General features: G+C 63.8%; 25 protein-coding genes, 1 tRNA gene and 2 pseudogenes. 16 read left to right on the top strand and 12 right to left on the bottom strand.

Annotation, left to right across the window (positions count from 1 at the left end; all coding sequences use genetic code 11):
* Positions 1–99: 99 nt before the first annotated feature.
* Together ACVWYI_RS08445 and ACVWYI_RS08450 are read left to right on the top strand one after the other, a co-directional pair.
* Positions 100–1,227, top strand: a complete 1,128-nt coding sequence (locus ACVWYI_RS08445; protein ID WP_456661666.1) for a threonine synthase — start codon at positions 100–102, stop codon at positions 1,225–1,227.
* A gap of 195 nt (positions 1,228–1,422) precedes the next feature.
* Positions 1,423–2,124 (top strand): class I SAM-dependent methyltransferase, encoded by a 702-nt coding sequence (locus tag ACVWYI_RS08450; protein WP_456661667.1) that lies wholly within the window; start codon positions 1,423–1,425, stop codon positions 2,122–2,124.
* Between the two features lie 34 nt (positions 2,125–2,158).
* Here the strand turns inward: ACVWYI_RS08450 and ACVWYI_RS08455 are convergent, their stop codons facing one another.
* Together ACVWYI_RS08455 and ACVWYI_RS08460 are read right to left on the bottom strand one after the other, a co-directional pair.
* Positions 2,159–2,974 carry a DUF2927 domain-containing protein gene (locus tag ACVWYI_RS08455; RefSeq protein ID WP_456661668.1) on the bottom strand — a complete coding sequence of 272 codons (816 nt, stop codon included), beginning with the start codon at positions 2,972–2,974 and terminating at the stop codon, positions 2,159–2,161.
* Between the two features lie 83 nt (positions 2,975–3,057).
* Positions 3,058–3,636: a L,D-transpeptidase gene (locus ACVWYI_RS08460; RefSeq protein WP_456661669.1), complete on the bottom strand. Its 579-nt coding sequence runs from the start codon at positions 3,634–3,636 to the stop codon at positions 3,058–3,060.
* A gap of 93 nt (positions 3,637–3,729) precedes the next feature.
* On the opposite strand from ACVWYI_RS08460, the gene ACVWYI_RS08465 reads away from it, so the two are divergent.
* From ACVWYI_RS08465 to ACVWYI_RS08480, 4 genes and pseudogenes are all read left to right on the top strand, one after another.
* Positions 3,730–3,855 carry a hypothetical protein gene (locus tag ACVWYI_RS08465; RefSeq protein WP_256467659.1) on the top strand — a complete coding sequence of 42 codons (126 nt, stop codon included), beginning with the start codon at positions 3,730–3,732 and terminating at the stop codon, positions 3,853–3,855.
* 47 nt (positions 3,856–3,902) lie between these two features.
* Positions 3,903–5,450: an acetolactate synthase large subunit gene (locus ACVWYI_RS08470; RefSeq protein WP_456661670.1), complete on the top strand. Its 1,548-nt coding sequence runs from the start codon at positions 3,903–3,905 to the stop codon at positions 5,448–5,450.
* A gap of 183 nt (positions 5,451–5,633) precedes the next feature.
* A complete protein-coding gene (locus ACVWYI_RS08475; RefSeq protein ID WP_456661671.1) occupies positions 5,634–6,152 on the top strand; it encodes a hypothetical protein in 519 nt (172 codons plus the stop codon).
* Between the two features lie 43 nt (positions 6,153–6,195).
* Positions 6,196–6,382: pseudogene (locus tag ACVWYI_RS08480) on the top strand (hypothetical protein); the annotation flags it as partial.
* Between the two features lie 32 nt (positions 6,383–6,414).
* Here ACVWYI_RS08480 and ACVWYI_RS08485 read toward each other — a convergent pair.
* From ACVWYI_RS08485 to ACVWYI_RS08500, 4 genes are all read right to left on the bottom strand, one after another.
* Positions 6,415–6,942 carry a hypothetical protein gene (locus tag ACVWYI_RS08485; RefSeq protein ID WP_247441637.1) on the bottom strand — a complete coding sequence of 176 codons (528 nt, stop codon included), beginning with the start codon at positions 6,940–6,942 and terminating at the stop codon, positions 6,415–6,417.
* Between the two features lie 106 nt (positions 6,943–7,048).
* Positions 7,049–7,543, bottom strand: coding sequence for a DUF302 domain-containing protein (locus tag ACVWYI_RS08490; protein ID WP_247441638.1), 495 nt, complete (start codon positions 7,541–7,543; stop codon positions 7,049–7,051).
* A 51-nt stretch (positions 7,544–7,594) separates the two neighbouring features.
* The gene (locus ACVWYI_RS08495) at positions 7,595–8,470 is read right to left on the bottom strand and encodes an alpha/beta fold hydrolase (RefSeq protein ID WP_456661672.1); all 876 of its coding nucleotides are present in this window, start codon (positions 8,468–8,470) and stop codon (positions 7,595–7,597) included.
* 131 nt (positions 8,471–8,601) lie between these two features.
* Positions 8,602–9,372, bottom strand: coding sequence for an alpha/beta fold hydrolase (locus tag ACVWYI_RS08500; RefSeq protein ID WP_247441643.1), 771 nt, complete (start codon positions 9,370–9,372; stop codon positions 8,602–8,604).
* 215 nt (positions 9,373–9,587) lie between these two features.
* On the opposite strand from ACVWYI_RS08500, the gene ACVWYI_RS08505 reads away from it, so the two are divergent.
* Positions 9,588–10,547 (top strand): cupin domain-containing protein, encoded by a 960-nt coding sequence (locus ACVWYI_RS08505; protein ID WP_456649752.1) that lies wholly within the window; start codon positions 9,588–9,590, stop codon positions 10,545–10,547.
* A 90-nt stretch (positions 10,548–10,637) separates the two neighbouring features.
* On the opposite strand, the gene ACVWYI_RS08510 is transcribed toward ACVWYI_RS08505, so the two are convergent.
* Both ACVWYI_RS08510 and ACVWYI_RS08515 read right to left on the bottom strand, forming a co-directional pair.
* The gene (locus tag ACVWYI_RS08510) at positions 10,638–12,173 is read right to left on the bottom strand and encodes a peroxidase family protein (RefSeq protein WP_456661673.1); all 1,536 of its coding nucleotides are present in this window, start codon (positions 12,171–12,173) and stop codon (positions 10,638–10,640) included.
* Between the two features lie 317 nt (positions 12,174–12,490).
* Entirely contained in the window at positions 12,491–12,724 is a 234-nt protein-coding gene (locus ACVWYI_RS08515; protein ID WP_247348800.1) for a DUF3551 domain-containing protein, read from the bottom strand.
* A 245-nt stretch (positions 12,725–12,969) separates the two neighbouring features.
* Here ACVWYI_RS08515 and ACVWYI_RS08520 point away from each other — a divergent pair, with 245 nt between their 5' ends.
* The 7 genes and pseudogenes from ACVWYI_RS08520 to ACVWYI_RS08550 all read left to right on the top strand — a co-directional run bounded on the left by ACVWYI_RS08520 (position 12,970) and on the right by ACVWYI_RS08550 (position 19,732).
* The gene (locus ACVWYI_RS08520; protein WP_456661674.1) at positions 12,970–13,308 is read left to right on the top strand and encodes a hypothetical protein; all 339 of its coding nucleotides are present in this window, start codon (positions 12,970–12,972) and stop codon (positions 13,306–13,308) included.
* Positions 13,309–13,467: 159 nt separating this feature from the next.
* Positions 13,468–13,956 carry a hypothetical protein gene (locus tag ACVWYI_RS08525; RefSeq protein ID WP_456661675.1) on the top strand — a complete coding sequence of 163 codons (489 nt, stop codon included), beginning with the start codon at positions 13,468–13,470 and terminating at the stop codon, positions 13,954–13,956.
* 90 nt (positions 13,957–14,046) lie between these two features.
* Positions 14,047–14,529 carry a transcription elongation factor GreA gene (gene greA / locus ACVWYI_RS08530; protein WP_456661676.1) on the top strand — a complete coding sequence of 161 codons (483 nt, stop codon included), beginning with the start codon at positions 14,047–14,049 and terminating at the stop codon, positions 14,527–14,529.
* Between the two features lie 200 nt (positions 14,530–14,729).
* Entirely contained in the window at positions 14,730–16,316 is a 1,587-nt protein-coding gene (locus ACVWYI_RS08535; protein WP_456661677.1) for a hypothetical protein, read from the top strand.
* A gap of 23 nt (positions 16,317–16,339) precedes the next feature.
* On the top strand, positions 16,340–16,900 hold the full coding sequence (locus tag ACVWYI_RS08540) for a hypothetical protein (protein ID WP_456661678.1): 561 nt from the start codon (positions 16,340–16,342) through the stop codon (positions 16,898–16,900).
* 180 nt (positions 16,901–17,080) lie between these two features.
* Complete coding sequence (locus ACVWYI_RS08545; protein WP_354105472.1) at positions 17,081–17,758, top strand: hypothetical protein; 678 nt, start codon at positions 17,081–17,083, stop codon at positions 17,756–17,758.
* A 122-nt stretch (positions 17,759–17,880) separates the two neighbouring features.
* A pseudogene (locus ACVWYI_RS08550) lies at positions 17,881–19,732 on the top strand (caspase family protein).
* A 506-nt stretch (positions 19,733–20,238) separates the two neighbouring features.
* Here the strand turns inward: ACVWYI_RS08550 and ACVWYI_RS08555 are convergent.
* From ACVWYI_RS08555 to ACVWYI_RS08565, 3 genes are all read right to left on the bottom strand, one after another.
* Positions 20,239–20,313: transfer RNA gene (locus tag ACVWYI_RS08555), tRNA-Val, on the bottom strand.
* A gap of 155 nt (positions 20,314–20,468) precedes the next feature.
* Positions 20,469–21,767 carry a hypothetical protein gene (locus ACVWYI_RS08560; protein WP_456661679.1) on the bottom strand — a complete coding sequence of 433 codons (1,299 nt, stop codon included), beginning with the start codon at positions 21,765–21,767 and terminating at the stop codon, positions 20,469–20,471.
* 119 nt (positions 21,768–21,886) lie between these two features.
* Positions 21,887–22,492, bottom strand: a complete 606-nt coding sequence (locus ACVWYI_RS08565; RefSeq protein ID WP_247344767.1) for a DUF1134 domain-containing protein — start codon at positions 22,490–22,492, stop codon at positions 21,887–21,889.
* A gap of 139 nt (positions 22,493–22,631) precedes the next feature.
* On the opposite strand from ACVWYI_RS08565, the gene ACVWYI_RS08570 reads away from it, so the two are divergent.
* Entirely contained in the window at positions 22,632–23,117 is a 486-nt protein-coding gene (locus ACVWYI_RS08570) for a YHS domain-containing (seleno)protein (RefSeq protein WP_354047712.1), read from the top strand.
* Here ACVWYI_RS08570 and ACVWYI_RS08575 read toward each other — a convergent pair.
* Positions 23,107–23,940, bottom strand: a complete 834-nt coding sequence (locus tag ACVWYI_RS08575; protein WP_456661680.1) for a 3'(2'),5'-bisphosphate nucleotidase CysQ family protein — start codon at positions 23,938–23,940, stop codon at positions 23,107–23,109. The genes ACVWYI_RS08570 and ACVWYI_RS08575 overlap by 11 nt on opposite strands.
* 171 nt (positions 23,941–24,111) lie before the next feature.
* On the opposite strand from ACVWYI_RS08575, the gene chpT reads away from it, so the two are divergent.
* Positions 24,112–24,765: a histidine phosphotransferase ChpT gene (gene chpT, locus ACVWYI_RS08580; RefSeq protein ID WP_456661681.1), complete on the top strand. Its 654-nt coding sequence runs from the start codon at positions 24,112–24,114 to the stop codon at positions 24,763–24,765.
* The last annotated feature ends 38 nt before the right edge of the window (positions 24,766–24,803 follow it).

The following is a 24,803-nucleotide window of genomic DNA, read 5'->3' on the forward strand; positions in this document are numbered from 1 at the left end:
TGCACAAATTGGCCGCGTCAACACCATCCAAACAGGTGACTGGATAAAACCCGCATATTCGGACATATCGACGGATCGGCTCTGTCCCCGGAGAACGCCATGCCTGCCGCCAGCTACGTCGACCCCCGCAACGCAAAGCTCTATCCGCTGGACCGGCCGCGCTGGTGCTCGGACGAGCGAACGCCGTTGCTGGTGACGCCGGGGGCGGGCATATCGCGCGAGGACATCGAGCTCCGCACCCGATCGCTCTGGCGCTACCGGGCGGCGTTGCCGGTCGAGATCGCAAAGCCGATCACGCTCGGCGAAGGCTGCACGCCGCTGGTGCAGCAGGATTGGGGCGACCTGCGCCCGTTCTTCAAGCTCGAATGGTTCAACCCGACCGGCAGCTTCAAGGACCGTGGCTCGGCGGTGATGCTGTCCTTCCTGCGCCAGATCGGTGTCGACGCCATTCTGGAGGATTCGTCCGGCAATGGCGGCTCGTCGATGGCGGGGTTGGGTGCCGCCGGCGGCATGCGCGTGAAGATTTTGGCGCCGGCATCCACGTCGCCGGCCAAGATCGCGCAGGTGCGTGCCTATGGTGCGGCGGTGCAGCTCGTCGAGGGCCCGCGCGAGGAGTCCGAGGCGGAAGCCATTCGCCAGTCCAGCCAGACCTTTTACGCCAGCCACAATTGGCAGCCGTTCTTTCTCGAAGGCACCAAGTCGCTCGCCTATGAGATCTGGGAAGATTTCGGCTTTCGCGCCCCCGACAACGTCATTGTCCCCGTCGGCGCCGGCAGCTCGCTTCTCGGTTGCGCCTTCGGCTTCCGCGAGCTGCTGAGGGCAGGCCAGATCGCAAAGCTGCCGCGGCTGTTCGCGGCGCAGCCTCAAAATTGCTCGCCGATCGATGCGAGTTTTCAGGCGGGTGTTGACACGCCTGTCGCGCGCGAGGTGAACAAGACCATCGCCGAAGGCACCGCCATCAAGAATCCCTTGCGCCTGCGCGAGATCATCGGCGCCTTACGCGAGAGCGGCGGTGGCACAGTTGCGCTCACGGAGGATGAGATCGTCGCCGCCCTGCGCCGCCTGGCACGGCAGGGCCTGTTCGCCGAGCCGACCAGCGCCAGCGCGGCCGCGGCCCTGGAAAAACTATCCGCCACAGGAGCCATCAAGGAGAACGAGACCACGGTCGCGGTGCTGACCGGCACCGGCCTGAAGGCCGCGACCACAGTTGCCGATCTCGTGCAGTAGGGCTGGCGCGACCGCCTTTGCGGTGCGTTGAACCTTTGGCATCCGTGGTTAGCCTCATGAAAACTGACGTCGAGCGAAGGGAGAGTTCCATGACAGCGCAAGACCCGTTTGCTGGTTTCAAGGCAGTCCAGAAGGAGGCCTGGTCGCTGTTCACGCCAATGGAAGTGTTCACGACGCCCGCGGCGGCCAAGGCTCGTGAGTTTCGCCGGGGTCGCTACCGGCCAAAGGCTGCTGGATGTCGGATGCGGCACCGGCGTTGCCGCGATCACGGCGGCGCGCCGCGGTGCAAAGGTCAGGGGCCTCGACCTGTCTCCGGTCCTGATCGAGCGCGCCCGCGAGCACGCGCAGCTGGCGAACCTCGATCTCGACTTCGCCGAAGGCGACGCCGAAAGCCTGCCCTATGGCAACAACGAGTTCGACGTGGTGCTCAGCCAGTTCGGCCACATGTTCGCGCCGCGCCCCGAGGTCACCATCGGCGAGATGCTGCGCGTGCTGAAGCCCGGCGGCACCATCGCCTTCTCCACCTGGCCGCCGCATCTCTATGTCGGACGGATGTTCGCGCTGATCGGCCGCCATCTGCCGCCGCCCGAGGGCGTGGCCTCACCGGTGTCGTGGGGTGATCCGAAGATCGTCGCCGAACGTCTCGCGGGGAAGGTGAAGGATATTTCGTTCGAGATGGACATCATGAATCCGTCCGCACTCAGCCCGCAGCATTTCCGCCGCACCATGGAAACGACGATCGGGCCTTTGATCAAGCTCGTCGCCCAGTACAAGGACGAGCCGGACAAGCTGCGAAGTTTGCGCAGCGAGTTCGAGGCGCTGATCTCCGAATATTTCGACGGAAGCAACAACGTGATGCGCCAGCAATTCCTGATGACGAAGGCGAGGAAAGTGTGACTGCTTTCTCTTCTCCCTTTGTGGGGAAGGCGCCTCACTCTTTCAGATCATTCACGCGCGTCACCCAGATGCGCACATCGGTGAGCACGTCGGGCAGCACCGCCTTGACCTCCTGTATGGTCATGCCGGCCTTGATGCGGGGATCGTAGAGCAGATTGAGGATGTACTGGTCGTAGACGTCGAAATAGCCCATCGAGACGTTGTCGTTGAACATGGTCCAGGGCACGCTCGCGGTGTCGTTGATCGGGCCGAGCGATTGCAGCAGCTCCTCATAGGCGCAGTCGAGGAAGGTGAAATCGCCGTTGTCGACGGTGAGGATGACGTCGGAATGCTCGATCTCGTAATTGTCGTTCTTGCGAAAGCCGGACAGGCATTGCGGATCGAGCGAGGTGCGGATCTCGCGGGCCTTGGCCGCGCCGTAGAAGCTCGAGATGGTGCGGAACAGATCGCTGTCGCGCACGAGCTTCACCCGCACATTCGCCGCCTCGCTGGTGTCGATCATGGCGATGTCGAGATGCTGCACGCGCTTGCCGATGTCGGCCACGACTTTTGCGAGCTGCGCCTTACGGTCGGCGCGGTCGCTTTCGGCGAACACGCGCACCGGCCCGTCGAACTTGCGGATGCGGTCGACACGGCCGGCAAGGTGGTATTCGGCGCCGAACGCCGTCTTCAGAAAGCCATCGACGATCTCGCCGTCGGTAAAGCTCTTCTTCTCGGCGCGCTGACGCGAGGCGATCGCGGGCAATTCGCTCGCGACGGCGATGGTAGCGGTGTCAGGGACGAACGCGACGGTGGCGAGCGCCAGCAGGGCGATGCGAAAGCCGGACGAAGACGGGGCCAATGCGCTCATTGCCAGGCGACGCTGCCGTATTCGCAAGCGACGCACAAGACCGCATATTCACGCGCTCGCGGTTTCGCGCGATTCGTCGCCCGCTAGTTGTTGAGCACGACCACGGTGGTGCCGACCCCGACGCGGCCGTAGAGGTCGCTGACGTCGTCGTTGGTCATGCGGAAGCAGCCCGAGGACACCGCCTGGCCGATCGTCTCCGGCTCGTTGGAGCCGTGGATGCGGTAGAGCGTCGAGCCCAGATACATCGCGCGCGCGCCAAGCGGATTTTCGATGCCGCCCTTCATGTGACGCGGCAGGTCCGGCCGGCGGGCCAGCATCTGCGACGGCGGCGTCCAATCCGGCCATTCCTTCTTGGCGGTGATCCTGTGCACTCCGCCCCAGCGGAAGCCGTCGCGGCCGACGCCGATGCCGTAGCGCAGTGCCTGGCCGTTCTGGAGCACCAGGTAGAGCCGGCGCTCGCTGGTGTTCACGACGATCGTGCCTGGGGCGTATTTGCCGTTATACATGACGGTGGTCCGGGGGACCGGGCTCGAGCCGCCGCGGAAGAAGTTCGGGCCGCCGCCCATGATGTCGCGCGTGTCGAACTCTTCGGCGAAGGCGCCGCCGGCGGTGGCCGACAGCAGTGCGATGGCGGCGATCGGTGCGGCAAAAAACCGGATCATTGTTTCCCCCCAGCAAAAATCGATTCAACTGAAGTCACAGGCCATATTTGCGGGCTTTCCGCAAGCCACGGCCCTGTGAGGCAGGCATCCTTAATGAAGGAAGTTACCAAATCGGCAACCACGCCAATTTGGCGAAAAGCATTAGCCAAACCGGCGCATCGCCGCGCGGGGCAGGGCGGCGATGCCGGCTATTGCTTTGACGAGACGAGCGAACAATGATTGATCGGACGGATTGTTGGAAAATTGCCGGTTACGGGAGCTGACGGATGAACGGTGCGGAAAGTCTGGTGCGGACGATGGTCAAGGGCGGGGTTGACGTCTGCTTCTCCAACCCCGGCACCTCCGAGATGCATTTTGTCGCAGCGCTCGACCGCGTGCCCGGCATGCGTTGCGTGCTCGGCCTGTTCGAGGGCGTGGTGACCGGCGCTGCCGACGGCTATTTCCGCATGAAGGGCACGCCGGCCTCGACGCTGCTGCATCTCGGTCCCGGTCTCGCCAACGGCCTTGCCAATCTGCACAACGCCAAGAAGGCGAATTCCGGCATCGTCAACATCGTCGGCCAGCACGCCGTCTACCACATCGCCTACAACGCGCCGCTGACCTCCGACATCGAGGGTTTGGCCCGGCCGATGTCGTCCTGGGTCCGGACCTCGCCGAACTCCAAATCGGTCGCCGCCGATGGTGCCGCGGCGATCGCCGCCGCCAGAAGCGCGCCGCCGCAGATCGCGACCCTGATCCTGCCCGCGGACACTGCCTGGAACGAAGCCGACGGCATCGCCGAGGTTCCGGCCGAGCAGCAGCGCGCGAGCTATTCGCCGCAGGCGGTCGAGCAAGCCGCAAAGATCCTGCACGGCGACGGCGAGGGCACGCTGCTGCTGATGACCGGCAGTGCGCTGAGCGAGCAGGGGCTGGCGCTGGCCGAGCGCATCGCCGCCAAAACCGGCTGCACCGTGATGGGCCCGACCTTCCGTCCCAGGATGGCGCGCGGCCGCGGCCGCTTTTCGATTGATCGGATCCATTACGTGATCGACAACGCGCTGCAGATGCTGGCGAAGTTCCGTCACATCGTGCTGGTCGAGTCCGACGATCCCGTGGCGTTCTTCGCCTATCCGAACAGGCCGAGCATACTTAAGCCTGAGGGCTGCGACGTGCATCGCATGACCTCCTGGGGCGAGAATTCGGTCGCAGCGCTGGAAGCACTTGCGGACGCGGTGAAGGCCAGTGCGAAGGACGTCAAGCCGCAGGCCGCGCAGGAGCTGCTCAAGCCGACCGGCGCGCTCACCCACGCCTCGATCGCCCAGTCGATCGCCTACGCGATCCCCGAGAATGCGATCCTGATCGACGAATCGCTGACCACCGGCCGCGCCTTCTTCCCGCCGACGGCGGCCGCCGCTCCGCACGACTGGCTCCAGAACATGGGCGGCTCCATCGGTTTCTCGACGCCGCTCTCGATTGGTGCCGCGATCGCCTGCCCGGACCGCAAGGTGATCTGCATGGTCGGCGACGGCAGCGCGATGTACACGATCCAGTCGCTGTGGACGCAGGCCCGCGAGAATCTCAACATCGTCACCATCGTGTTCGCCAATCGCATCTACCAGATCCTGCGCGGCGAGTTCGACAATGTCGGCGCTGGCGAACCCGGCCAGCGCGCCAACGACATGCTCCGGCTCGACCGTCCGACGCTGGATTTCGTGGCGCTGGCCAAGGGCATGGGCGTGCCCGGCCGCGCCGTCACCAACGCTGACGATTTCAACAAGGCGCTGGCCGAAGCCGTCGCCGAGCCCGGGCCACGGCTGATCGAAGTCCAGATGTAGGATCTGGTCGATCGCGCCGCGAATTCCGGCCTCATCCTGAGGAGCCCGCGTTACGCGGGCGTCTCGAAGGATGGTGACAGGCGGGATACGGGCCTTCATGGGTCGAGACGCGCGTTCCGCGCTCCTCACCATGAGGGTCTGGTGACGGCGCATGGGAATGCGCGTGATGGGCCGGGGAGCACGATGCAGACCGAGCTGAACAAGGTGATCGCGGCGCTACGGGACTTCTACGCCCACGAAGGATTCCTGTTCGAGAAGGACATCGGCGAGCGGGCGGTGACCCACCGCTTCGCCGTCTATCTCGAGCGGCAGTTTTCGGGCTGGGCGGTCGACTGCAACTACGACCGGCTCGGCGAGCGCACGCTGCATCTGCCGCACGGCACCATCATCTCGACCGACGATCATCTGGACAAGTCGATCTATCCTGACGTCGTCGTGCATCAGCGCGAGATCCCGAACAATTTGCTCACCGTGGAGATCCGCAAGGCGAGCAATCACACCTCGCTCGAGCACGACCAGCACAAGCTGATGGCGCTGACCGATGCGCATGTCTGGTTTGCCTACTGGATCGGTGTGCTGCTGGTGCTGGACAGGCACCATGTGACGATCTCTGAGGTCTATGTCAGCGGCGTCGTCGATCAGCCGCTGTCGCGCTGGTTCGCGACGCGCCTCGCGGAGAGCGGCCTCGGGACGGCGCGTTAAGTGGGACGTGACGTGCAACTGCGACGCGATCGGCTGGCGTCGAGCGAAAGTGATCGTGCTTCCGCCAACCGCTGCCCGCCGGCCATTCCAGCCACGACGCCGCTCTCCGATTGCCGGACCCGGCATCGCCGTCGAAACGACTCTCGGCAGCTAACGCGCAGATGCCGTCATCCGGACCGAAGATCGCCGAGGCCCGGTCATTCGGTCCTCCGTCCTCGGTCTGCAGCTGAGGCGTCGGTGCCGAACAATTGAGGCCTCGCGCCTAGCCCTTCGCTGCGGGTACGGGCGGCACCGGCAGAATGATTTCGGAAGCGACCTTCCAGTCCTTCCCGACGCGAAGCCAATTGATGATCATCAGAAACGGCCTCGCTGTTCCATCCTGCCCCGCATAAGAGACCGTGATGTTCGTCGGCACGTAGGACTCGGCGACGTCGCGCGTCAGGCCGACAACCCGCAGCTTCGCATAATCTGGCTCGAGCACGACCGGACCGGAGCTGCCGATATCATGCAGCTTTTGATCAATCGCCTCGTTGCCCCAAAAGCCGGCCCAGTTTCCCTCGGACGGAATCGCGCTCTTGGCCACCAGCAGGGTCGAGGGCGATTGCCAGAACATCTCATGCAGAGCCTTGAAATCATGCTTGTTGGCCAATTCCATCAGCCTGCCGAACTTCGATTTGATCGCGCTGAGGGTCGCAGCATCCAGCGGCTCTTTGCTGACGGCGGGAGCGGACACGACAGGCCCGATGGAAAGAGCCGCGACAGTCAGAGTGACAAGAAGCGTCTTGTACATGCAGGAATTTCCCTTCCAATGTCTGGCCCACGTCATGACAACGTCCATCGCGCCGCGATGGGTATGAGTTACCCACTCCATCGGCCGAAGACGTCATAAGGACGTTTTAGCTTGCACATTCGCTTAGCAAGGTTGTGATCTTCGCATCGAGATTTCGAGCGACGGCCAAGGCGTCCGAGTTGCCATTATGCAGGAGATAACTCTCCATTTTGTCATAGGAGACGTGCACGCCATCGGGACGTTCGTCGATAAGCACGGTGACCGGAGCGTAAGATCCGGCATCTGGCACGTGCTTGACCATCTCTTTCATGATGAGTGGATTGCCGACCACAAGCCGTATGATCCTGGGTGTCCTGGATCCGGTTTCACGACGCAGAATGTCGCCGAGGTCGAATTCCGCGAAGAGCATGAGGTTCGTTCGGCCGAGGCCGCTTTGTACGACGTGCTCCAGGTCCGCGAAGGAATTCGTTGCCCTCGTCTCCTTGAAAAATTCGATCATGTCGGGTTGCCCGACCGCCGACTTGAACGCGGCCACGACAGTGTCGAATGGTTTCGAGCTCGTGAGGCTGAAACGCTCCACCTCGAATTTGGCGATTGTCATCTGTCCTCCGTAACAACTCTCAGGGATGATCGCGTCGGAACGTGCCGGGTGTTACGTAGAAGCGGGCTGTGCATCCAGGAAGGTTCGGACGTGGCTGACAAAGGTCTCGTGGTGCTGAAACAGCGCGCCGTGTCCTGAATCGGGATAGAGGACCAGCTGAGCGTTGCCGAGTTCCCTAGACATGGCATAGGCGTTGTTTGCGGGCAGCATGGTGTCGTGGCTGCCGCTGACCACGAGAGCGGGCTGGCGGATGGCGCGCAGAATGGCGTGCTCGGGATCAGGGGTTGCGCACCAGGTGATCAGCGCCTTGGCCTGCGGATCGGTGACCGCGCTGCCGTTATCGGTGTCGCGGTCGTCCTTCCGCACTTTCGTGCGCTTCAGGAACGCCAGGCCGGACGACCGGCTGGCGGACGAATTCGTGAAGAACAGTGGCAGACGTGGGTCCGGCGCATCGGTCTGGGAAAACGCCTGCTGCAGAACCGCTAACAGGTGTTCTTCCCCGCCTTTCGGCGCGGTGCCGACGAGGATGAGCTTCCGGACCAGCCGTTGGTGCTCGGCGGCGATCTGTTGGGCGACGCAGCCGCCGAGCGAAAAGCCCAGCAGGTCGACTTCGGAGAGGCCGAGCAGGTTGATGAAGGCGACTGCATCTCTCGCCATCGCTGCGATGTTGTCAGGCGTTTGGCCCGTCGAGCGACCGACCCCGGCGTTGTCGAATGCGATAACAGGGCGATCGCTGGCGATGGCGTTGACGACCGCGGGATCCCATGCATCGATGTTGCCCGAGAAATGCTGCAGGAGAACCAGCGGCGTTCCGGTAGTGGGGCCGAGGCGACGATAGGCGAAGCGGATTCCGTGGCCTTCGATGTAACGGGTCGGCGCCGCTTCGAGCGTGGCGGCGTCCTGGCTCGCGATGTCGAGTTGAGTCATGTCATCCTCCGGATGCTTGGCACAAATAATCGAGTGGGGAGACTGGTGTGGCGCAGCGACCGAGGCCTTCCTCTGTAGGCCTCTGAGCGAGCGTGCACGCTCCCGGCGCAAAAGCGCCGGGAGCGGTACCGTCACTTCGCGAGCGCCGCCTTTTCGATGACCTCAGCGACTTGCTTGGCATGGACGACGAGCGAGGCATGGCTGCCGGCGACTTCCGTCGTCTGAGCCTTGATCCTGGCTGCGAACGACTTCTGGGCCTCGGGAGCGAGGACCTTGTCCTTCGTGCTGATGACATAGAACGTCGGCTTGTCATGCCAGGCCGCAACGTCGACGGGGGCTTCGAACGCAACGTGGTTCAGTGGAAGCTGCGAGTTGGCGAGGTGCGTGGCGATCTCCGGAGGAAGGTCAGCCGCGACGGCCGACGGAAACACCTTTGGATCGATGTACAAATTGCCCTTCGCGTCGGGATGGATCGCATTGCCGCCTTCGGTCGGCGGGCCGGCCTTTGCCAGCGACGCCAGGGATTCACCGACCTCCGGCGCGAAGGCGGAGACATAGACCAGCGACGCAACCTTGGGATCGTTGCCGGCTTGCGTGATCACCACGCCGCCCCATGAATGGCCGACCAGAACGGTCCTGCCGTCCTGCTTCGCGAGCGCCTGTTTGGTGGCATCGACGTCGGCGGCGAGCGAAGTGAGCGGATTTTCCACGAGCGTGACGCGGTAGCCTTTCTTTGTGAGAATATCGGCAACGGGCTGCCAGCTGGTCTGGTCCACGAAAGCGCCGTGCACGAGCACGATGTTGTGGGCTGCTCCCTTGGGTAGTTCGGCGGAACGAGCGGAGCCGACGAATGTCGTTCCGGCCAGGAGCACGCTGGCGGCTGAGAGAAGGATATGTCGCATTGATTGTTCCTGTTGGCATGTCGGACGAACAGAGTCCGGAGGAATGGACAGGCGTTTCCAGCAAAAGCGCGGTTCTTCCATCTGCCGTTGGCGAAATGGTTGCCGCACGTAACGTCGGCCCGCCGCGACATGAACTATTCTGCGGTCCTTCCGGACGATAGGGATCAATCGTCCGGATGTTGTGTCCAATCGTCCACCGGTCTAATCTCGGCGGCATGGACATCCTCGCTCAAGTGCTCGATCGCGTTCGTCTCGGCGGGACGCTGCTGTTTCACTTCGAGCTCGGCCATCCCTGGAGTCTGGAGTTGCCGGCGCGCCCCTACGCCCTGTTTCACTATCTCAGCCAGGGCTCGGCAACCCTCGCGCTCGCGGGTCAGGAAATCCAGATGAGCGAGGGCGATTTTGTCGTGATCACACGCGGCGAGCCCCATGTGTTTTATTCGGACCGCCGGGCGAAGCCTTTGCGAATTGCGGATATCGATCGATCGTCGCCGCGTCTTGGCGTCGTTCGACATGGCAGCCGTGCAAAGCCGCTCTCGACCATGATCTGCGGCAATTTCACGGTGTCACGGCCGCTGTTCGGCAGCGTGCTGGAGCTGCTGCCGCCCGTGCTCCTGTTGAAGCCGACGGCGGAGCGTGGCTGGCTTGAAGCAATCCTGAGCCGCATGGTCGGCGAGTCCGCGCATCAGCGTCCCGGCCAAAGCGTCGCGCTCTCACGGCTGACGGAAGTGCTCTTTGTCGAGGTGCTCCGAAGCTGGATTGCGTCTCTCAGTCCCGGACAAGGCGGCTGGCTCGGCGCGATATCGGACCCGCATATCGGACCGGCGCTCAAGCTGATTCACGAGAACCCGGAGCGGCCCTGGACCCTGAGCGACCTTGGCCACCGCGTGGGGCTCGGCCGCTCGGTATTTTCGGCGCGCTTTACCAAGCTCGTCGGCCAGTCCATGCACCGTTATGTGATCGAACGCCGGATGGCGGAAGCGGCGTTCCTGCTCGAAACCAGCGGTGAGCCGATCGCACGGATTGCGAGCCAGGTCGGTTACGAGACGGCCGCGGCGTTTTCAAAACTGTTCCACCGGCATCACGGATTGTCGCCCGGCCGCTACCGGGCCAACCGACACCTTGACGGAAGCCCCCCGCAACCGGACGGCTCGGCGGTAACAGTGTCCGATTGACCTCGACGAGGCGCGCCGGCCGACGCGGCGCGGTGGGCCACGAGGCCGCTCGCATGACACGAGCGGCCTTGCGTCACGTCCGTCACCCGCTCAATGCAGCGGATCGCCCTGGCCGAGCGCGTAGGCGACGATATCCTTCAGCGCGAAGCTGGATCCGGTCACCGGCGTCCATTGCGGGTCGAGCGACAGCAGAGAGGAGTTTGCGCCGAACATCATACCGAGGAAGACCTCGGCGACGATGCGACCGCCGACGGGGCCGAGCTGCGGCGTGTTGATGGGGCCGGGCGCGCCGGTGGCGGGGATCGTGACGGCGGTCTGGAACTGCCGCGCCTCGGCCAGGATGTAGGCCCAGAGCGGGCAATTGCCGGCAAACACGCCGTTCGCGATGGTCGCGATCTTGACTTGCGGATCGCCCGTGCCGGGCTCGTCGACGGCCTTGCCGATGATGATCTCGTCGTCTGTCAGCGGGATCAGATTCATCGCCTTGGCGACGTCCTGGCCGGATGGCAATCCGAGCCGCCAGCTGCGCTCGAGATTGCGCAGCGCGAGCGACGACGGATTGGACGCGACTTCCGGCGGCAGCTTGCGCAGCGGGTCCACCAGCGAGGCATCGATGCGATAGGCGAACTGAAGCCGCCTCTTGTTGTCGGCATTGGTGTCGTCGTCCTCGACGCCATAGGCGCGCGTGTCCAGATCGATGAAGCGGCCCCAGTCCATGGCGCGTCCCGGGCCCATGGAACGGAAACCGGTCAGCGCGTTGTGGTCGGGATTGTTGGGGTCGGGGAAAATCTGCAACAGCATGTTGGCCGCATCGTTCATCCGGTAGCCGGGGCGGATCATTGAGTGCCCGAGCCGATAGGCCGCGACCGAGAACTCGACCGGCATGAACGGATAGGTCTTCCAGTGGTAGTAGGCGAGCTTGCTGCGGTCGTAGCTGCCCGCGGTCTTCAATTCGTCCAGCACGCTGGCATGAACGATGCGTGGCAGGAAGTCGTTCAGCACGACGTACTGATAGTGGAATCGAACGCGCTGCTGCACGTCCTCGAACGACAGGCTGTCATTGTCGTCGACCATGCGGTTGTGAAAGCGCAGCATCAAGGCCTGGAACTGCGAGACGATGCTGTTCTCGTCGTTGCGGGGATCGCCGATCAGCGCGCGGCCCTTGAAGCGCGGCAGGTCGCTGGCATCGGGCACGCCCGCGCCGGTCACCTTCTCGCCGAGGCGGAATTTGATGCCGTCATACATGTAGGGCTGGTCGTTCGGACCGCGGCCGTAGAGATTATCCAGATCGAGCGACGGCGTGCGGAAGTCGACGAGCCCGTCGGGGTCCTGCTGTTTGGTCAGCGAGCTTACCGGATCGAAGGTGATGTCGTGATCGATGAACTGGCCGAAATAGGTGTAGAGCGCGGGAATGCCGCTCTCTTCGGCGTCCGGGCCGTCCTTCGGTCCATCGAAGCCCGCGACCATCTTGTCGGCCAGCGCCGACAGGTTCGCAACATTGTCGGAATCGTTCGGGCCGAATGTCGCCGGTTTGATCTTGCGGAACATGCGGCCGAAGCGGCCTTGCGAAAGCGGCGAACGCGTTGCGTTCAGACCGCGCGGGACAATTGCGTGGCGGCTGCTCATTGAAACACCTCCCTGAAAAATCGAATGAAACGGGCTAGTTTCTTGCGCTGGAATTTGCAGCCTAAGCGCGATCACGCGTGCCACGAGCGAGATGGATCACAATTGCCGGGCATCGGAATTTTCGCAGGAGCCGCCTTGCTCGCAAGCCACGGCCGCGCATCGTGAATTTCTCCGTCACGGCGACGGATAACATTCTCGTCATCGACGGACGCAGGCGGCTTCGCACAGTTTCAATTCGCCGGGGCGTTGGCGAAGCGGATCGGCTTCACGTAAAAATTGTAGCGGCGCGCGCGTGGTGCGCGCACGCCGCGAACCTGTCAGTAGTCGCGCTGCTGCGAGAACGCGTAGCGCGGATTGACGCCGCAATAAGCGGACGTCCCGGAGGCGGTGGCCTGGCACTGCTGATAGCTCGTGAACTGGCAGTTGCCGGGATAGCCCCACATGCGCCCCTGCAGGCAATATCGATCGTTTGCAGGATGTGCCTGGGCGGCCGGGGATGCCACGGCGATCAGGGCCGCGAGCGATGCGAGAGTGAGGATGGTGCGACGCATTTCAGTCTCCTTCGAGAGCGAGTGGATAGGACTATGAGCTCGTCTGATGCAGGATCATGCCTGTGTTGGTGTCGGCGGAACGCCTTGCGTTCGCGACAAGGTACATCATGACGCAGCCGGCCGCCGGCAATGTGATCTCGGCCACAGTTCACGATGGGGTTCCGGCCTATTGTGAGCAGACTTGCACGCGTCGATCCCGGCGAACTACGCTTGCCACATTCGAATCAGGAATTTTGGAGATTATGATGCAAAGGTCATGCTTGCTGGCTGCGACAGCAGCGCTGGCGCTTCTCATGCAAACACCGCTCGCGCTGGCGCAGGGCGCACCGGCCGCCGGCGGAACCGCGGCACCCGCGGCGACAACCGCCGCGCCGGCAGCGACAACGACAGCGCCGGGCGCAACCAATGACGCTTCCAGCCAGCCGACCGACTCCAAGAAGAGTGCGTCGAAGAAGCCGGCGAAGAAGAAGATGACGCGGCAGCAGGAGATCGATCACTCGGTCGACAGCGGCACGGTGCCCGCGCGCTACCGCAGGTCGGTGCCCAAGCAGTACCAGCAATACGTTCCGTTCGATAAACGGTGACGGACCGCACGGCCGCGCGAGGTGATCAGCCGTTGCGCCGCCGCTGCCATCCGCGTGACAGTCTTGAAACCAGGACCTTGGCCGGGCGGAATCCGGTCATACGTCCCCAGTGGCGGTCCGCGCGAGCGGTGCTAGAGTAGGCCGAAGCCTGGGGGAGTAATGAGTGACGACGTGAAGGATGCTGGCCTTGTGGCCATGATCAGCAGCATCCTGGGAGGCAACAAGCGCGCAGCAGACAGTATTGCACCGCCGCCGCTCATTGAGGTTCCGCCGACAGCGCCGACGAACGGGTTTGAACTGGCCGAGCCGACAACTCCCGATCTTGCGCCGGCCAAACCCGCGAACGAGCCCGATGCGGTGCCGGCTGTCACCAAGCCGGCCGAGCCGCCGGCGAAGATCGCCACCACGCTGGACGGCAAGCAGTTGCTGCCGGCCGAAGCGATCGCCGATCTCGTCCTGGGCGAGCTGCGCAAGCTCGAGAATTTTCCGGCGACCGGCGCCTCCGTGACGGTCTACGGTTACAGGCACTGGAACGCGATGATCACCTTCGCGCCGTTCTCGACCACGTTCCGGAATGCAACGCGGTTCCGCCAGGCCATGCCGGACCTCGTCTTCAAGCTGCGCCGGTTCGTCGAACTTGAGATATAGTCCGGGATAATCGCCAGCGGCTGCGGGCGCAATTCCTCGCGGCGGGAAAGCGCAAGCGGTGAGCCCCAACAGTTCGACAGGATTTTCGACTTGAGCGTCGCCTTTACCAAAGAAGAGAGCGCGGAAACCGCCGCCGAGACGCTATTGCCGGATCGGCCGATCTCGCCGCATCCAAATCTCGTGACGGAAGCAGGCTTGCAGGCATTGCAGACGCAGCTTCAGGATGCGCGCGAGGGCTATGAAGCCGCGCAGCGCATCGAGGACGTCAACGAAAAGCGCAGGCAATCGGCGGTGCCCTTGCGTGACGCCCGCTATCTCACCGAACGGCTGCGCACGGCGCAGGTCATTCCCGCCCCGGTGTCGACCGATATCGTCGCCTTCGGCAGCACCGTGACCTTCAGCCGCACCGATGGCCGCGTGCAAACCTATCGCATCGTCGGCGAGGACGAAGCCGATCCCAAGGCCGGCTCGATCTCGTTCGTCGCGCCTGTCGCGAGGTCGCTGATGGGAAAGGCGGTGGGAGACGTCGTGGGATCGGGCGTGCAAGAGATCGAGATTCTGTCGATCGGGTAGGGATGCGATCTGAGGCCTAATGGTAGGCGTATAAGGATCAAACCCCGACAGCTCTGGCTTCGGACCGGTTTCGCCAACTCCGAGGCGCCGCTGGGTCAGTCGCGCTGCCGCGATTCACTTCGCTGTTCAAAAGCCGCGAACGTCATATAGTGAGGGCCATCAAGACCAATACATTGCGTGTCAGGCAAAGGGAGGGATCCATGCGAAAGTCCCTGTTCCTCGTCATCGTAGCCGGTCTCGGCCTATCAGGACCACAGGCTCTGGCCGCGCAAGACGATGTAGATCAGCAGCTCGGCAGCGTTCATTTCCAGACCTCTTGCAACGATGTGGCCCAGCGCCGCTTCGATCGCGGGATGCGCTATCAGCATTCCTACTGGTATCTCAACGCCAAGGAGATCTTCGAGGAAGCCATCAAGGCTGACCCGACATGCGGCATGGCCTATTGGGGCATTGCGCTCACCTACATGGACAATCCGCACAATGCGATTCCAAAGCCGAACCTGGCGCCGGGCCTCGCCGCGATCATGAAGGCCAAGGAGATCGGAGCCGCGACCGAACGCGAACGCGATTACATCGATGCGTTGATGGTGATGTATGCCGATTACGACAACATCCCGCACGCCCAGCGGATGCGCATGCTGCGTGACGCGCAGGCGCGCGTCGCGGCAAAATATCCAGACGACGAGGAAGCCCAGATCGCCTACGCCATTACGCTCAATACGTCCGCGGATCTGAACGACAAGACTTACGCGCAGCAGACCAAGGGCGCGGCGATCCTCGAGCCGATTGCCAGGCGGCTGCCGCAGCATCCGGGCGTGACGCATTATCTGATCCACCTCTACGACTACCCGGCGCTGGCGCAGAAAGGGCTCGATGCAGCCAATCGTTACGCCAAGATCGCACCGGCCGCGCCGCATGCCCAGCACATGCCCTCCCACATCTACACACGCGTCGGCTATTGGAAGGAATCGATCGAGTCCAACACCGCTTCCGTGAAAGCCGCGATGGCCGAAAAGTCGGTCGGCAACTACCTGCACGCGCAAGATTACATGGTTTATGCTCACCTGCAGCTCGGCCAGGACAAGCAGGCCCGCGCCGTCATCGACGACATGATCAAGGAGACCGGCTTCAAGGCGACAGTCGCAGCGGCAGATTACGCGCTGGCGGCTTCGCCGGCGCGTTATGCGATCGACCGTAGCGATTGGGATGATGCATCGCAGCTGCCGGTCAGGCCGAGCGGCCTCAACTTCGCGATGGCAGTATCGCATTTCGCGCGCGCCCTCGGCGCGGCACGGTCCGGCAAGCCGGAAGCCGCCAAGGCCGACATCCAGAAGCTGGCGGAATTGCGCGACAAGCTGCAGGACGCCAAAGACAATTATTGGTCCGGAATCGTCGACGTCCAGCGTCAGGTCGCCGTCGCCTGGGTGCTTTACGCCGAGGCCAAGTATGACGAGGCCCTCAATGCGATGAGTGCCGCGGCGGATGCCGAGGACAAGACGGAAAAGCATGTGATCACGCCCGGACCATTGGCGCCGGCGCGCGAGCTTTACGGCTTCATGCTGCTCGATCGCGGCATGGCCAGGGAGGCGCTTGCTGCATTCGAGGCAACCAAGGCGAAAGAGCCGAACCGCTTGCACGCTTTCGCGGGGGCGGCCAAAGCGGCCGAAGCCCTTGGTGACAAGGAAGCGGCACGACAGAACTGTCAACAGCTCGTAACGCTGACGGCCAGTGCCGATTCGGAGCGCCCCGAGGTTGCGGCGGCGAAGAGATATCTCGCCAGCAACTGAGCCGGAACGAGAACGGTGGAGTGATGAGAAGGGCAGCCGCCATCGCCTTCGCCGCAATCGCGCTGGGAAGCACGCTGGCGGCATCGCTGTTGTGGCTCTATATGCCACGGCATGCCGCCGCAAATTCCGCCACGCCGGTGTGGCAGGAGGTGACGTGGCCCTTCTCGATTGACCAATGGGGCAAAGGAAAGTCGTTCCGCTGCAAGGCGGCCGACTGCGGTGTCGAGGTGACGCTGTACCTGCGCGCCAAGATAGGTTTTTGTAATTGCACGACGGGCGTCGCCGATGATGATGACCTCGATCGTATGGGCGATACCGTTCTCCTGGGCGAAGTCTCTCCACTCGGTTCCGGCCATCCCATCACGATTGCGTGGATGAAAGGTCGCAGCCGCGCCTACACGCTCAACTCACGTGGCGCTCCCGGCAAAACGCTGGTGTCGGTCGTCTACAACGAGCGTTGCGACATGATCGCAGCGACCGCGGTCATTGGCCACGATCGGCCGGAGACCATCGAACCCCGTGTGATCGAGTTTCTGGGCGGCAGCACTGCGATGCACTGGGCCGAAGTCACACTGGGTCTGTGATTGACTGCGCCTTCCCGATCGGCGGGCATTTCAATGCGGCGAATGGCCCGCGCAGCTGAGGCGAGCATTGCTATCGACAGGGGCAATCTCATTCGCCTAAACATAAACCATGCCTTTCCGTTGTCTTGTGCTGATATCGAAGGTCTCCGCCGTGTCCGCGAAGCAAAGCATGGCGGCTGGATGAGACGGTTTCTCTCGGGGGCGTTGCCGTTCTACGCGCTGGCCGGATTCGCCATGTGCATGTACCTCGTCCTGTACAAGACTGACCTCTTCGACTTGAACGCCATCGTCCACGATGCAGCGGCTTCGTCATGGTTTCCGGTCTTCGTGTTCGTCTGCGTGCTCCTGGAGTCGGTCTTCCCGTATTTTGGCTATTTTCCCGGAACCGCCCTCATCCTGATGTCCGTGGCGCTCAATCCGAAGCCCGCTGATGTCTCGGTTTTTATCGTGGCGTGGCTGGCCATCATCGTGGGCGCCGTTCTGAGTTACGGACAGGCTCGTTTTTTCAGACCGCTCCTGCAGCGGGTGGCCTCGAAAGCGGCACTGAGACGGTGCGGGTCCCTCCTCGACGCCTACGGTCCTTACGCGCGCGTTGCCCTGTTCGTTCATCCCAACGCTTGCGCGATGTATTTCACCGCACTCGGACTTCTCGGCCGCGACCTGACGCGGGAGCTCGCCTATCTCGGCGTGGGTGCAGCGGCCTCCGTGGGCGTTCTGTTCGTCGTCGTGACCAGACTTGTATCGTCCGTAGGCACGACCGACGATGGGGAATTGCAGGTCCTGCTGGCGGCAGCGCTGGTCGTCATCGGGACACTAGTCGGTCTCTACGCGGCCTGGCGACCGGCGCGGGCCGCGTAACAGCTTGATGAGTGCGAAGAGGCTTTCGTTCTTTGCGCCCGGAGTGTGATTAGCCTCACGGATTGGATGCTTGCCTTTCGGCAGGCTCCGCATAGGCTGCGCGCTTGCTGTTTGGGGCTACGATGGGCGCTTTTCGCTGGTTTTCAGTGTTCCTTTTGATCTGGCTGACCTGCGGAGCGGCGCAGGCCGAACGTCGGGTTGCGCTCGTCATCGGCAATTCTGCCTACAAGAGCGTTCCCCGGCTCGCCAACCCCGTGAACGATGCGACGCTGGTCGGCGGCATGTTCAAGAAGGCGGGCTTCGACAGCGTCGACATCAAGTTGGATCTGAATGCCGTCGAGATACGAAAAGCTCTGCGCGAGTTTGGCGGTCGAGCGCGCGATGCCGAGGTGGCCGTCATCTACTATGCGGGGCACGGCATCGAGCTGGACGGCACCAATTACCTGATTCCGACCGACGCAGCGCTGGAGACTGACAGTGACGTTCTTGACGAGACGGTGGCGCTTGACCGGGCGCTGTTCGCAGTCGAGCCTGCAAAGCAGCTTCGCCTCGTCATTCTCGATGCCTGCCGCGACAACCCGTTCGCCAAGACCATGAAGCGGACCGTCGCCGCGCGCGCCATCGGTCGCGGCCTCGCCAAGATCGAGCCTACGAGCCCGAACACGATGATCGCGTTTGCCGCGAAGGCGGGGTCGACGGCCTCGGACGGCGACTCCAGGAACAGTCCGTTTGCGGCTGCGCTGGTCGAACGCCTTCCTACGCCGGGACTCGATCTGCGCAAGGCCTTCGGCTTTGTCCGCGACGATGTTCTCAAGAACACCGGCTACAAGCAGGAGCCTTACGTCTACGGCTCGCTCGGCGGCGATGACGTGTCGCTGGTCCCGGCCAAGCCGGTCGCGGCAGGGCCGCAGGCGAGCCCGCAGGACGCGATCCGCCGAGATTACGAACTCGCGCTCCAGATCGCCACCCGAGAGGTCTGGACCGCTTTTCTCGCGCAATATCCCGATGGTTTTTACGCGAGCCTCGCCAAGGGGCAGTTGAACCGGATAGCGGCCGAGGACACCCGCGCTGCTGCTGCCGACAAGGCCCGGCGGGCTGAAGATGAGAAGGCTCGGCTCGTGGCCGAGCGCGCCCAGAAGGCCGAACAGGACAAGGCGGGCCGCCGCAGCCAGGGCTGCCGAGGACGCCAAGCTCGCGGCAGAAAAGGCCAATCGGGCCGAGGAGGCGAAAGCAGCTGCTGCCGAGCACCGGCGCAAGGAGGCCGAAGGCGCTGTCGCAAAGGCGTTGGCCGAAAAGCAAGCCGCCGAGAAGGCGCTCGCCGACAGAATTGCGAATGACAAGGCGGCTACCGAGCTGGCGGCCAGACAGGCCGCGGAGAAGAAGGCGGAGGTGGAGGGCGAACAGAAAGTCGCAGCCGTCGCTCCCGCTTCATCACAGCCCAGCCTGTCTCCTCAGGAGACGGCAAAGCTGCTGCAGTCAGAATTGCGCCGGGTCGGTTGTCTGGCAACGGCAGCCGACGGCGACTGGAACGCTTCGTCGCAGCGCTCGCTGACCTTGTTCAACAAGCACGCCGGGACGAAGTTTGACGCCAAGCTTGCGAGCTTCGACGCGCTGGACGCGATCAAGACCAAGCCCGGCCGCGTCTGCCCGCTGGTGTGCGATCGCGGCTTCAGAGCGGACGGCGATCAATGTTCCAGGATCACATGCAGGGCAGGGTCCCGCGTCAACGACGACAACGAATGTGAAAAGATCCCTGACAGGAAGCCCGCCACCGCGCGTGAGGACTCCAGGAAACGGGACGAGCAACGGAAGCAGGTCGAGTCGGCGCCGGCCAAGCCGCAAGCTACCGGCCAGATGTTTTGCAACGGTGCGGGATGCAGGCCGGTTCGATCAGGTTGTAAGCTAGTCCCGGGTGGCTCCGGTCTCGCTTCCGGAGACGGTAGATCGAAAGCGATGATGGAGATCTGTGGCTGAGCTTCCGGAAGATGCTAGCGCCGGGATGAGCTCAGCTGGCGGGCGGGTACGCAGCTCACGATCGAGAGCACGCTGAACGGAGTGCTTCTAAAACCGTCCTCGCTGTTCCCCGCGGCCAAGGTGGTCGACGTCTTCGCGTCGCTCCGCTATCGGGGCAAGCCAAAGAGCGTGGAAGAGATGGAGGCGGGTATCGCCGCAGAGGCGCGATCGTTGTCAGCTTGGCGGCAGCCATGAGGTATCCTTGGTAAGACCCAAGTAAGATCGGTCGGCTTCCTGCTTCAAGCAAGGGCGAGCAGTCGATCGCCGCGGACGGTCACATCCTGCCCGTGTTTTGCGCGACGAGTCAAACCGGAGTTCGGAAAATACGCAACCCATTGATTCCGCTCGCGTCGGCTACTGTGCATGGGGTTGTTTTCGATTTTTTGAATCGGACGGGTCCGGACAGCCGCCAAGTGGGCGGTCAGGTGGCCGGGATTGATCGAAGCGGGATGGTTCAGGAAGATGGATGGTGGGCGCACAAGGGATCGAACCTTGGACCTCTCCCGTGTGAAGGGAACGCTCTCCCGCTGAGCTATGCACCCGGGACCATCATGCAGGCCGGACTTTCGGCCGGCCGGCGCATTGGAGCCCGCGATTTAGAAGTGCGGGCCGAAGGTGTCAAGTTTTGAGGGCGCCTCAAGGCCCGAAAACCTTCCAGAGACGGCGCAATCCGGCAGTGAGACCGTTTTGGGGCCGCCTACGCGCCCTGCTGGCGGGCGCGGGAGGCGTGGGCCTGGAGCGCGCGGATGCGTTCGGCGAGTGTTCCGCCGCCTTCGGGCAGGGTGCCTGCGGCCGTACCATTGGTGGCGGCGTCATTGGCCGGGCGCGGCGTGGGCCTCGGCGGCTGGCCGGCCTCGGCCGCAAGCAGTGCCTCGATTGGCGAGTTCGGGCCTTCGAGCTGCATCGCGAGCTTTGCGACCTCGGCTGCGATGTCGTTGATGCGCTCGCGCAGCAGCGCGTTCTCCATCCGCTCGGTCGCCCAGGAGCTCTCAGCCTGCTGCTGGATCGCGTTGATGTCGCGCTGGAGCTTGGCGCGCTCGTCGCGGGCGGTGCGGAGCTGCTCCTCCAGCGCGGTCTTTTCCGCGCGGAGCGATTCCATTGCGGCCGACGATTTGCCGCCGCTCAACGCTGCGATCTCGACGCGCAACTCCTTGACGGTGCGCTCGTTGCCCTCATTGGCCTGGCGGAGCTGGTTATTCTCGTAGTCGCGCTCGGCAAGCAGCTTGCCCTGCGTGGCGAGGCGGCCTTCGAGGTCGGTGACGCGGCCCGCCAGCATCTCGGCTTCCTTGACCTGCACGATGAGCTGCCGATCGAGCTCGTTGACGCGCTGGCTCAGATTTTCGACGCGGCCGCGGGCGTCGCCAAGCTCGCGCGAGGCGGTCTCGGATTCGGTGCGTTCCTGCGTCAGCCGCGTCTGCGTTGCGGCAAATTCCTTCTCGGCGTCGCCGACGCGGTTTTTCAGCTCTTCGATCTGCGCACGGACCGCGACCAGCTCGACCTGGCGGCTCTCGGCCATCATCGAGCGGTCGGACAGCTCGGAATTGATTTTTGCCAATTCGCCCCGCTTGTCGGTCAGCGCATTCTCGGCGGCGCGCAGGGCCTCGGTCTTGGTGTTGAATTCCTCTTCGGTGGCGCGGAGCTGCTCCTTCACCGCCTTCTCGCGCGCCTCGAGCGCGAAAATCGTGGCGTTCTTCTCGCCGAGCTCGATCTTCATGCGGTTGATGGCGTCGCTCTTCTTGCCGAGTTCGGCGAGCTGGCTCGTGGTCTTGTTCTTGAGCTGGTCGACGCTCATCTCGAGCCGTCGCGCCGACATGGCGAATTCGGCGCGGAGCTGGTCCTTGTCAGCCTGGATCTCGGCCATCGACAAGGGCGTGGCCGCCTCGAGCCGGCGCGTGGTCAGGCGCACGGCGCGGTTATGCACCAGCGGCACGATCGCAAGCCCGCACAGCATCGAGAGCAGGAAACCGATCGCCAGGTACATGATCGGTTCGACCATGGGCCAGAACTCCGAAAGCTAAGGAAAAATTTACCAACGACATTGCATGCGGGGCCGGCAAAAAGCCAGCCCCGACATGTCGTTAACCTTGATCCGTCGCCGGAGGGGAAAGCGGAACGCTAGAACGGGTTCCAGGTCGCGCGCGGGGTGAATTTCAAATAGCCGATATTGGCTCCCAGCCGCAGGCCGAGGCCCGAGCGGATCGGCACCAGCACGATGTTGTTGGCGGTGAGCGCCGTCATGCCGAAGCCGCCGATGATGTAGGCCGAGCCGTCGAGGCCGGCGAAGCGCTGATAGATCGCATTGGTGGCGGGCAGATTATAGACCAGCGTCATGGTGCGTGCGCCGTCGCCGCCCCAGTCGAAGCCGAGCGAGGGGCCCTGCCAGTAGACGCGCAAATCGCCGGCGTTCTTGGTGTAGAGCGTGCCTTCGCCGTAGCGCAGGCCGGCGACGAAGGCGCCGGAGCCTTCCTCACCGAGGATATAGCCGTTGGGCAGGCCCCATTGGCTGACCGCCTTCTCGATGATCGAGGCAAGACCGCGCGAGACGTTGCCGAAGAAGCGATGGCCGGCGTTCACGAGTTCGTCCGGCCCATAGGTGCTGGGCGTCTGGGTCCGCTGCGGCGGCGGCAAATTGGGTGGCGCCGCCTGCTGGGCGGCGGCCGGCACGATCAAGCCGACCATCGCGGCAAGCGCGAACGCAGCAAGGCGTGATGCGAAAGTCATAAAAGAACCCCTGGTAGCGAAACCGGTCGCCTCCTTAACCTGACGCCAACAGGCGCGGCTCTAGGTTGCGCCGAATGTCCCCTCGACTCGGATGTTATCCGCAGCAACTATGACGGCACAACGGCAGGAAGCCAGCCCTTTGCGCCCCGGAATTGCCTTGATCGGCCTTCTGGTCTGCCTGCTGTCGGGCATCTGGATCATCTGTCCGGGGTTGCCGGCGCGGGCGGCCACCACCGAGCGGATCGTCGTCAATCGTTTCAACGGCGTAGCGATCGAGGGCTTCGACCCCGTGGCCTATTTCGTCGATGGCACGGCCGTGCAGGGCACGGCGGAGTTCGAAGCGAACCTCTGGGACGCTGTCTGGCGGTTCCGGAACGAGGGCAACCGGGCCTCTTTCCTGGCCCACCCCGAGATCTACGGACCGCAGTTCGGCGGCTATGATCCGGTCGATATCGCCCGCGGCGTGACCGTCGCCGGCAATCCGCGCTTGTTCGTGATCGCGGCGCAGCGGCTTTATCTGTTCAGTCGGGAATCCAATCGCGACGCCTTCGCCGCCAATCCCGAGCGCTTCCTCCATGAGGTGGGCAAGCGCTGGCCGGCCCTCCAGGACAAGCTCAGTCAGTAGCAACCACCGCCTGCGGGTCGCCCCAGGCGATGAACGCCGGGATGATGAAGCCGCCATCGTGCCGATCGCCGAAGCGGAGTTCGCCACCCCTGCCGTCGGTCACCCTGCCGCCGGCCGCGGTCACGACCGCGCAGCCGGCCCCGACGTCCCACTCACAAGTTGGCCCGAAGCGGGGATAGATGTCGGCGCTGCCCTCCGCGATCCGGCCGAATTTCACGGCCGAGCCGACCATCTTTCGCACGGCATTGGGCCGGCCATCGATGAATGCCTCGCTTTTGGGATCGCCGTGCGAGCGGCTCACCGCCGCGATCCAGGGCTCGCCCGGCGTCGGCAGCTTGCGGGTATGGATCGGTTCGGCCGCGCCGATGGTCGCGCCGCCAAAACTCACCCGCTCGGCGCCACGGCCGACGATGCCGCGCCAGAGCAGCCCCAGCGCCGGGGCGCTGACGATGCCCAGCAGCGGCACGCCTGATGTCACGAGGGCGAGGTTGACGGTGAACTCGTCGCGCCCGGCGACGAATTCCTTGGTGCCGTCGAGCGGGTCGATCAGGAAGAAACTGTCGCGGAACGGCGGCGAGGCGAGCTGGGTCCGCTCTTCCGAGAGCGTCGGGATATCGCCCGCAAGCTGCGCCAGGCCGTCCGCGATGATGCGGTCAGCGGCAAGATCGGCCTCGGTCACGGGCGAGCCGTCCTGCTTGCCGTCGACCCGCATCGCCGCGCGGTTGACCGCGAGGATGGCCCCGCCCGCCTTCACCACCAGGGCGGTGAGCGGCTCCATCAGCTGGGAGGCGGCCGCGCCATCGATGATCCGCTTCACCTGCATGCCTCATTCATCGGCAATTCCATCCCTCCTCGAGTGATTCGCCGCGGCTTTATGGCCGCTTCGAACCGATCGCAAGCTAGCTGCCACGGGCTTGCGAATGTTAGAACCCGCGGCATTCGTCAAGCATGCGTGATTCGCCGCGTCCGCGCCGTGCAATTCCAGGAACCCTTTATGTCTGACGCTTCGTCACCCGCTACCGCTACCGCTCCAGATGCGCTCGAACTCGCTGCGCTGCTGTGCTCGCGGGTTTGCCACGATCTCATCAGCCCTGTCGGCGCCATCGTCAATGGGCTCGAAGTGCTCGACGACAACCCCAAGCCCGACGACCGCGAGTTCGCGCTCGACCTGATTCGCAAGAGCGCGAAAACCGCCTCCGCCCGCCTCCAGTTCTGTCGCCTCGCCTTCGGGGCAGCCGGCTCGTCCGGCGCGCAGATCGATCTCGGCGATGCCCAGACCATGGCGCGCGGCCACATCGAGGACGGCAAGTGCTCGATCACCTGGAATTTGCCGCGGATCCTGATGCCGAAAAATCGCGTCAAACTGCTGCTCAACATGCTGGTCGTTTCGCAGCACACGATTCCGCGCGGCGGCACGCTGACGATCGACCCGATCGGCGAGGGCGAGACGATGAGCTTCCGCATCACCGCGACCGGACATAATGCGCGCCTGCCGCTGAACATCTCCGAGCTCCTGAGCGGCGAGCGCGGCCCGGCCGCGGATGCGCACGCGATCCAGCCTTATTACACGCGGCTGCTGGCAGAGGCTTGCGGGCTCACCGTGAGGCTTGCGCACGAAGGCGAGGCCATCACCATAATCGCTTCGTAGGCACGAAGACGCTCTCAAACGTTAATCGAATCTTTACA

The organism is Bradyrhizobium sp. LB13.1 (genome assembly GCF_054056815.1).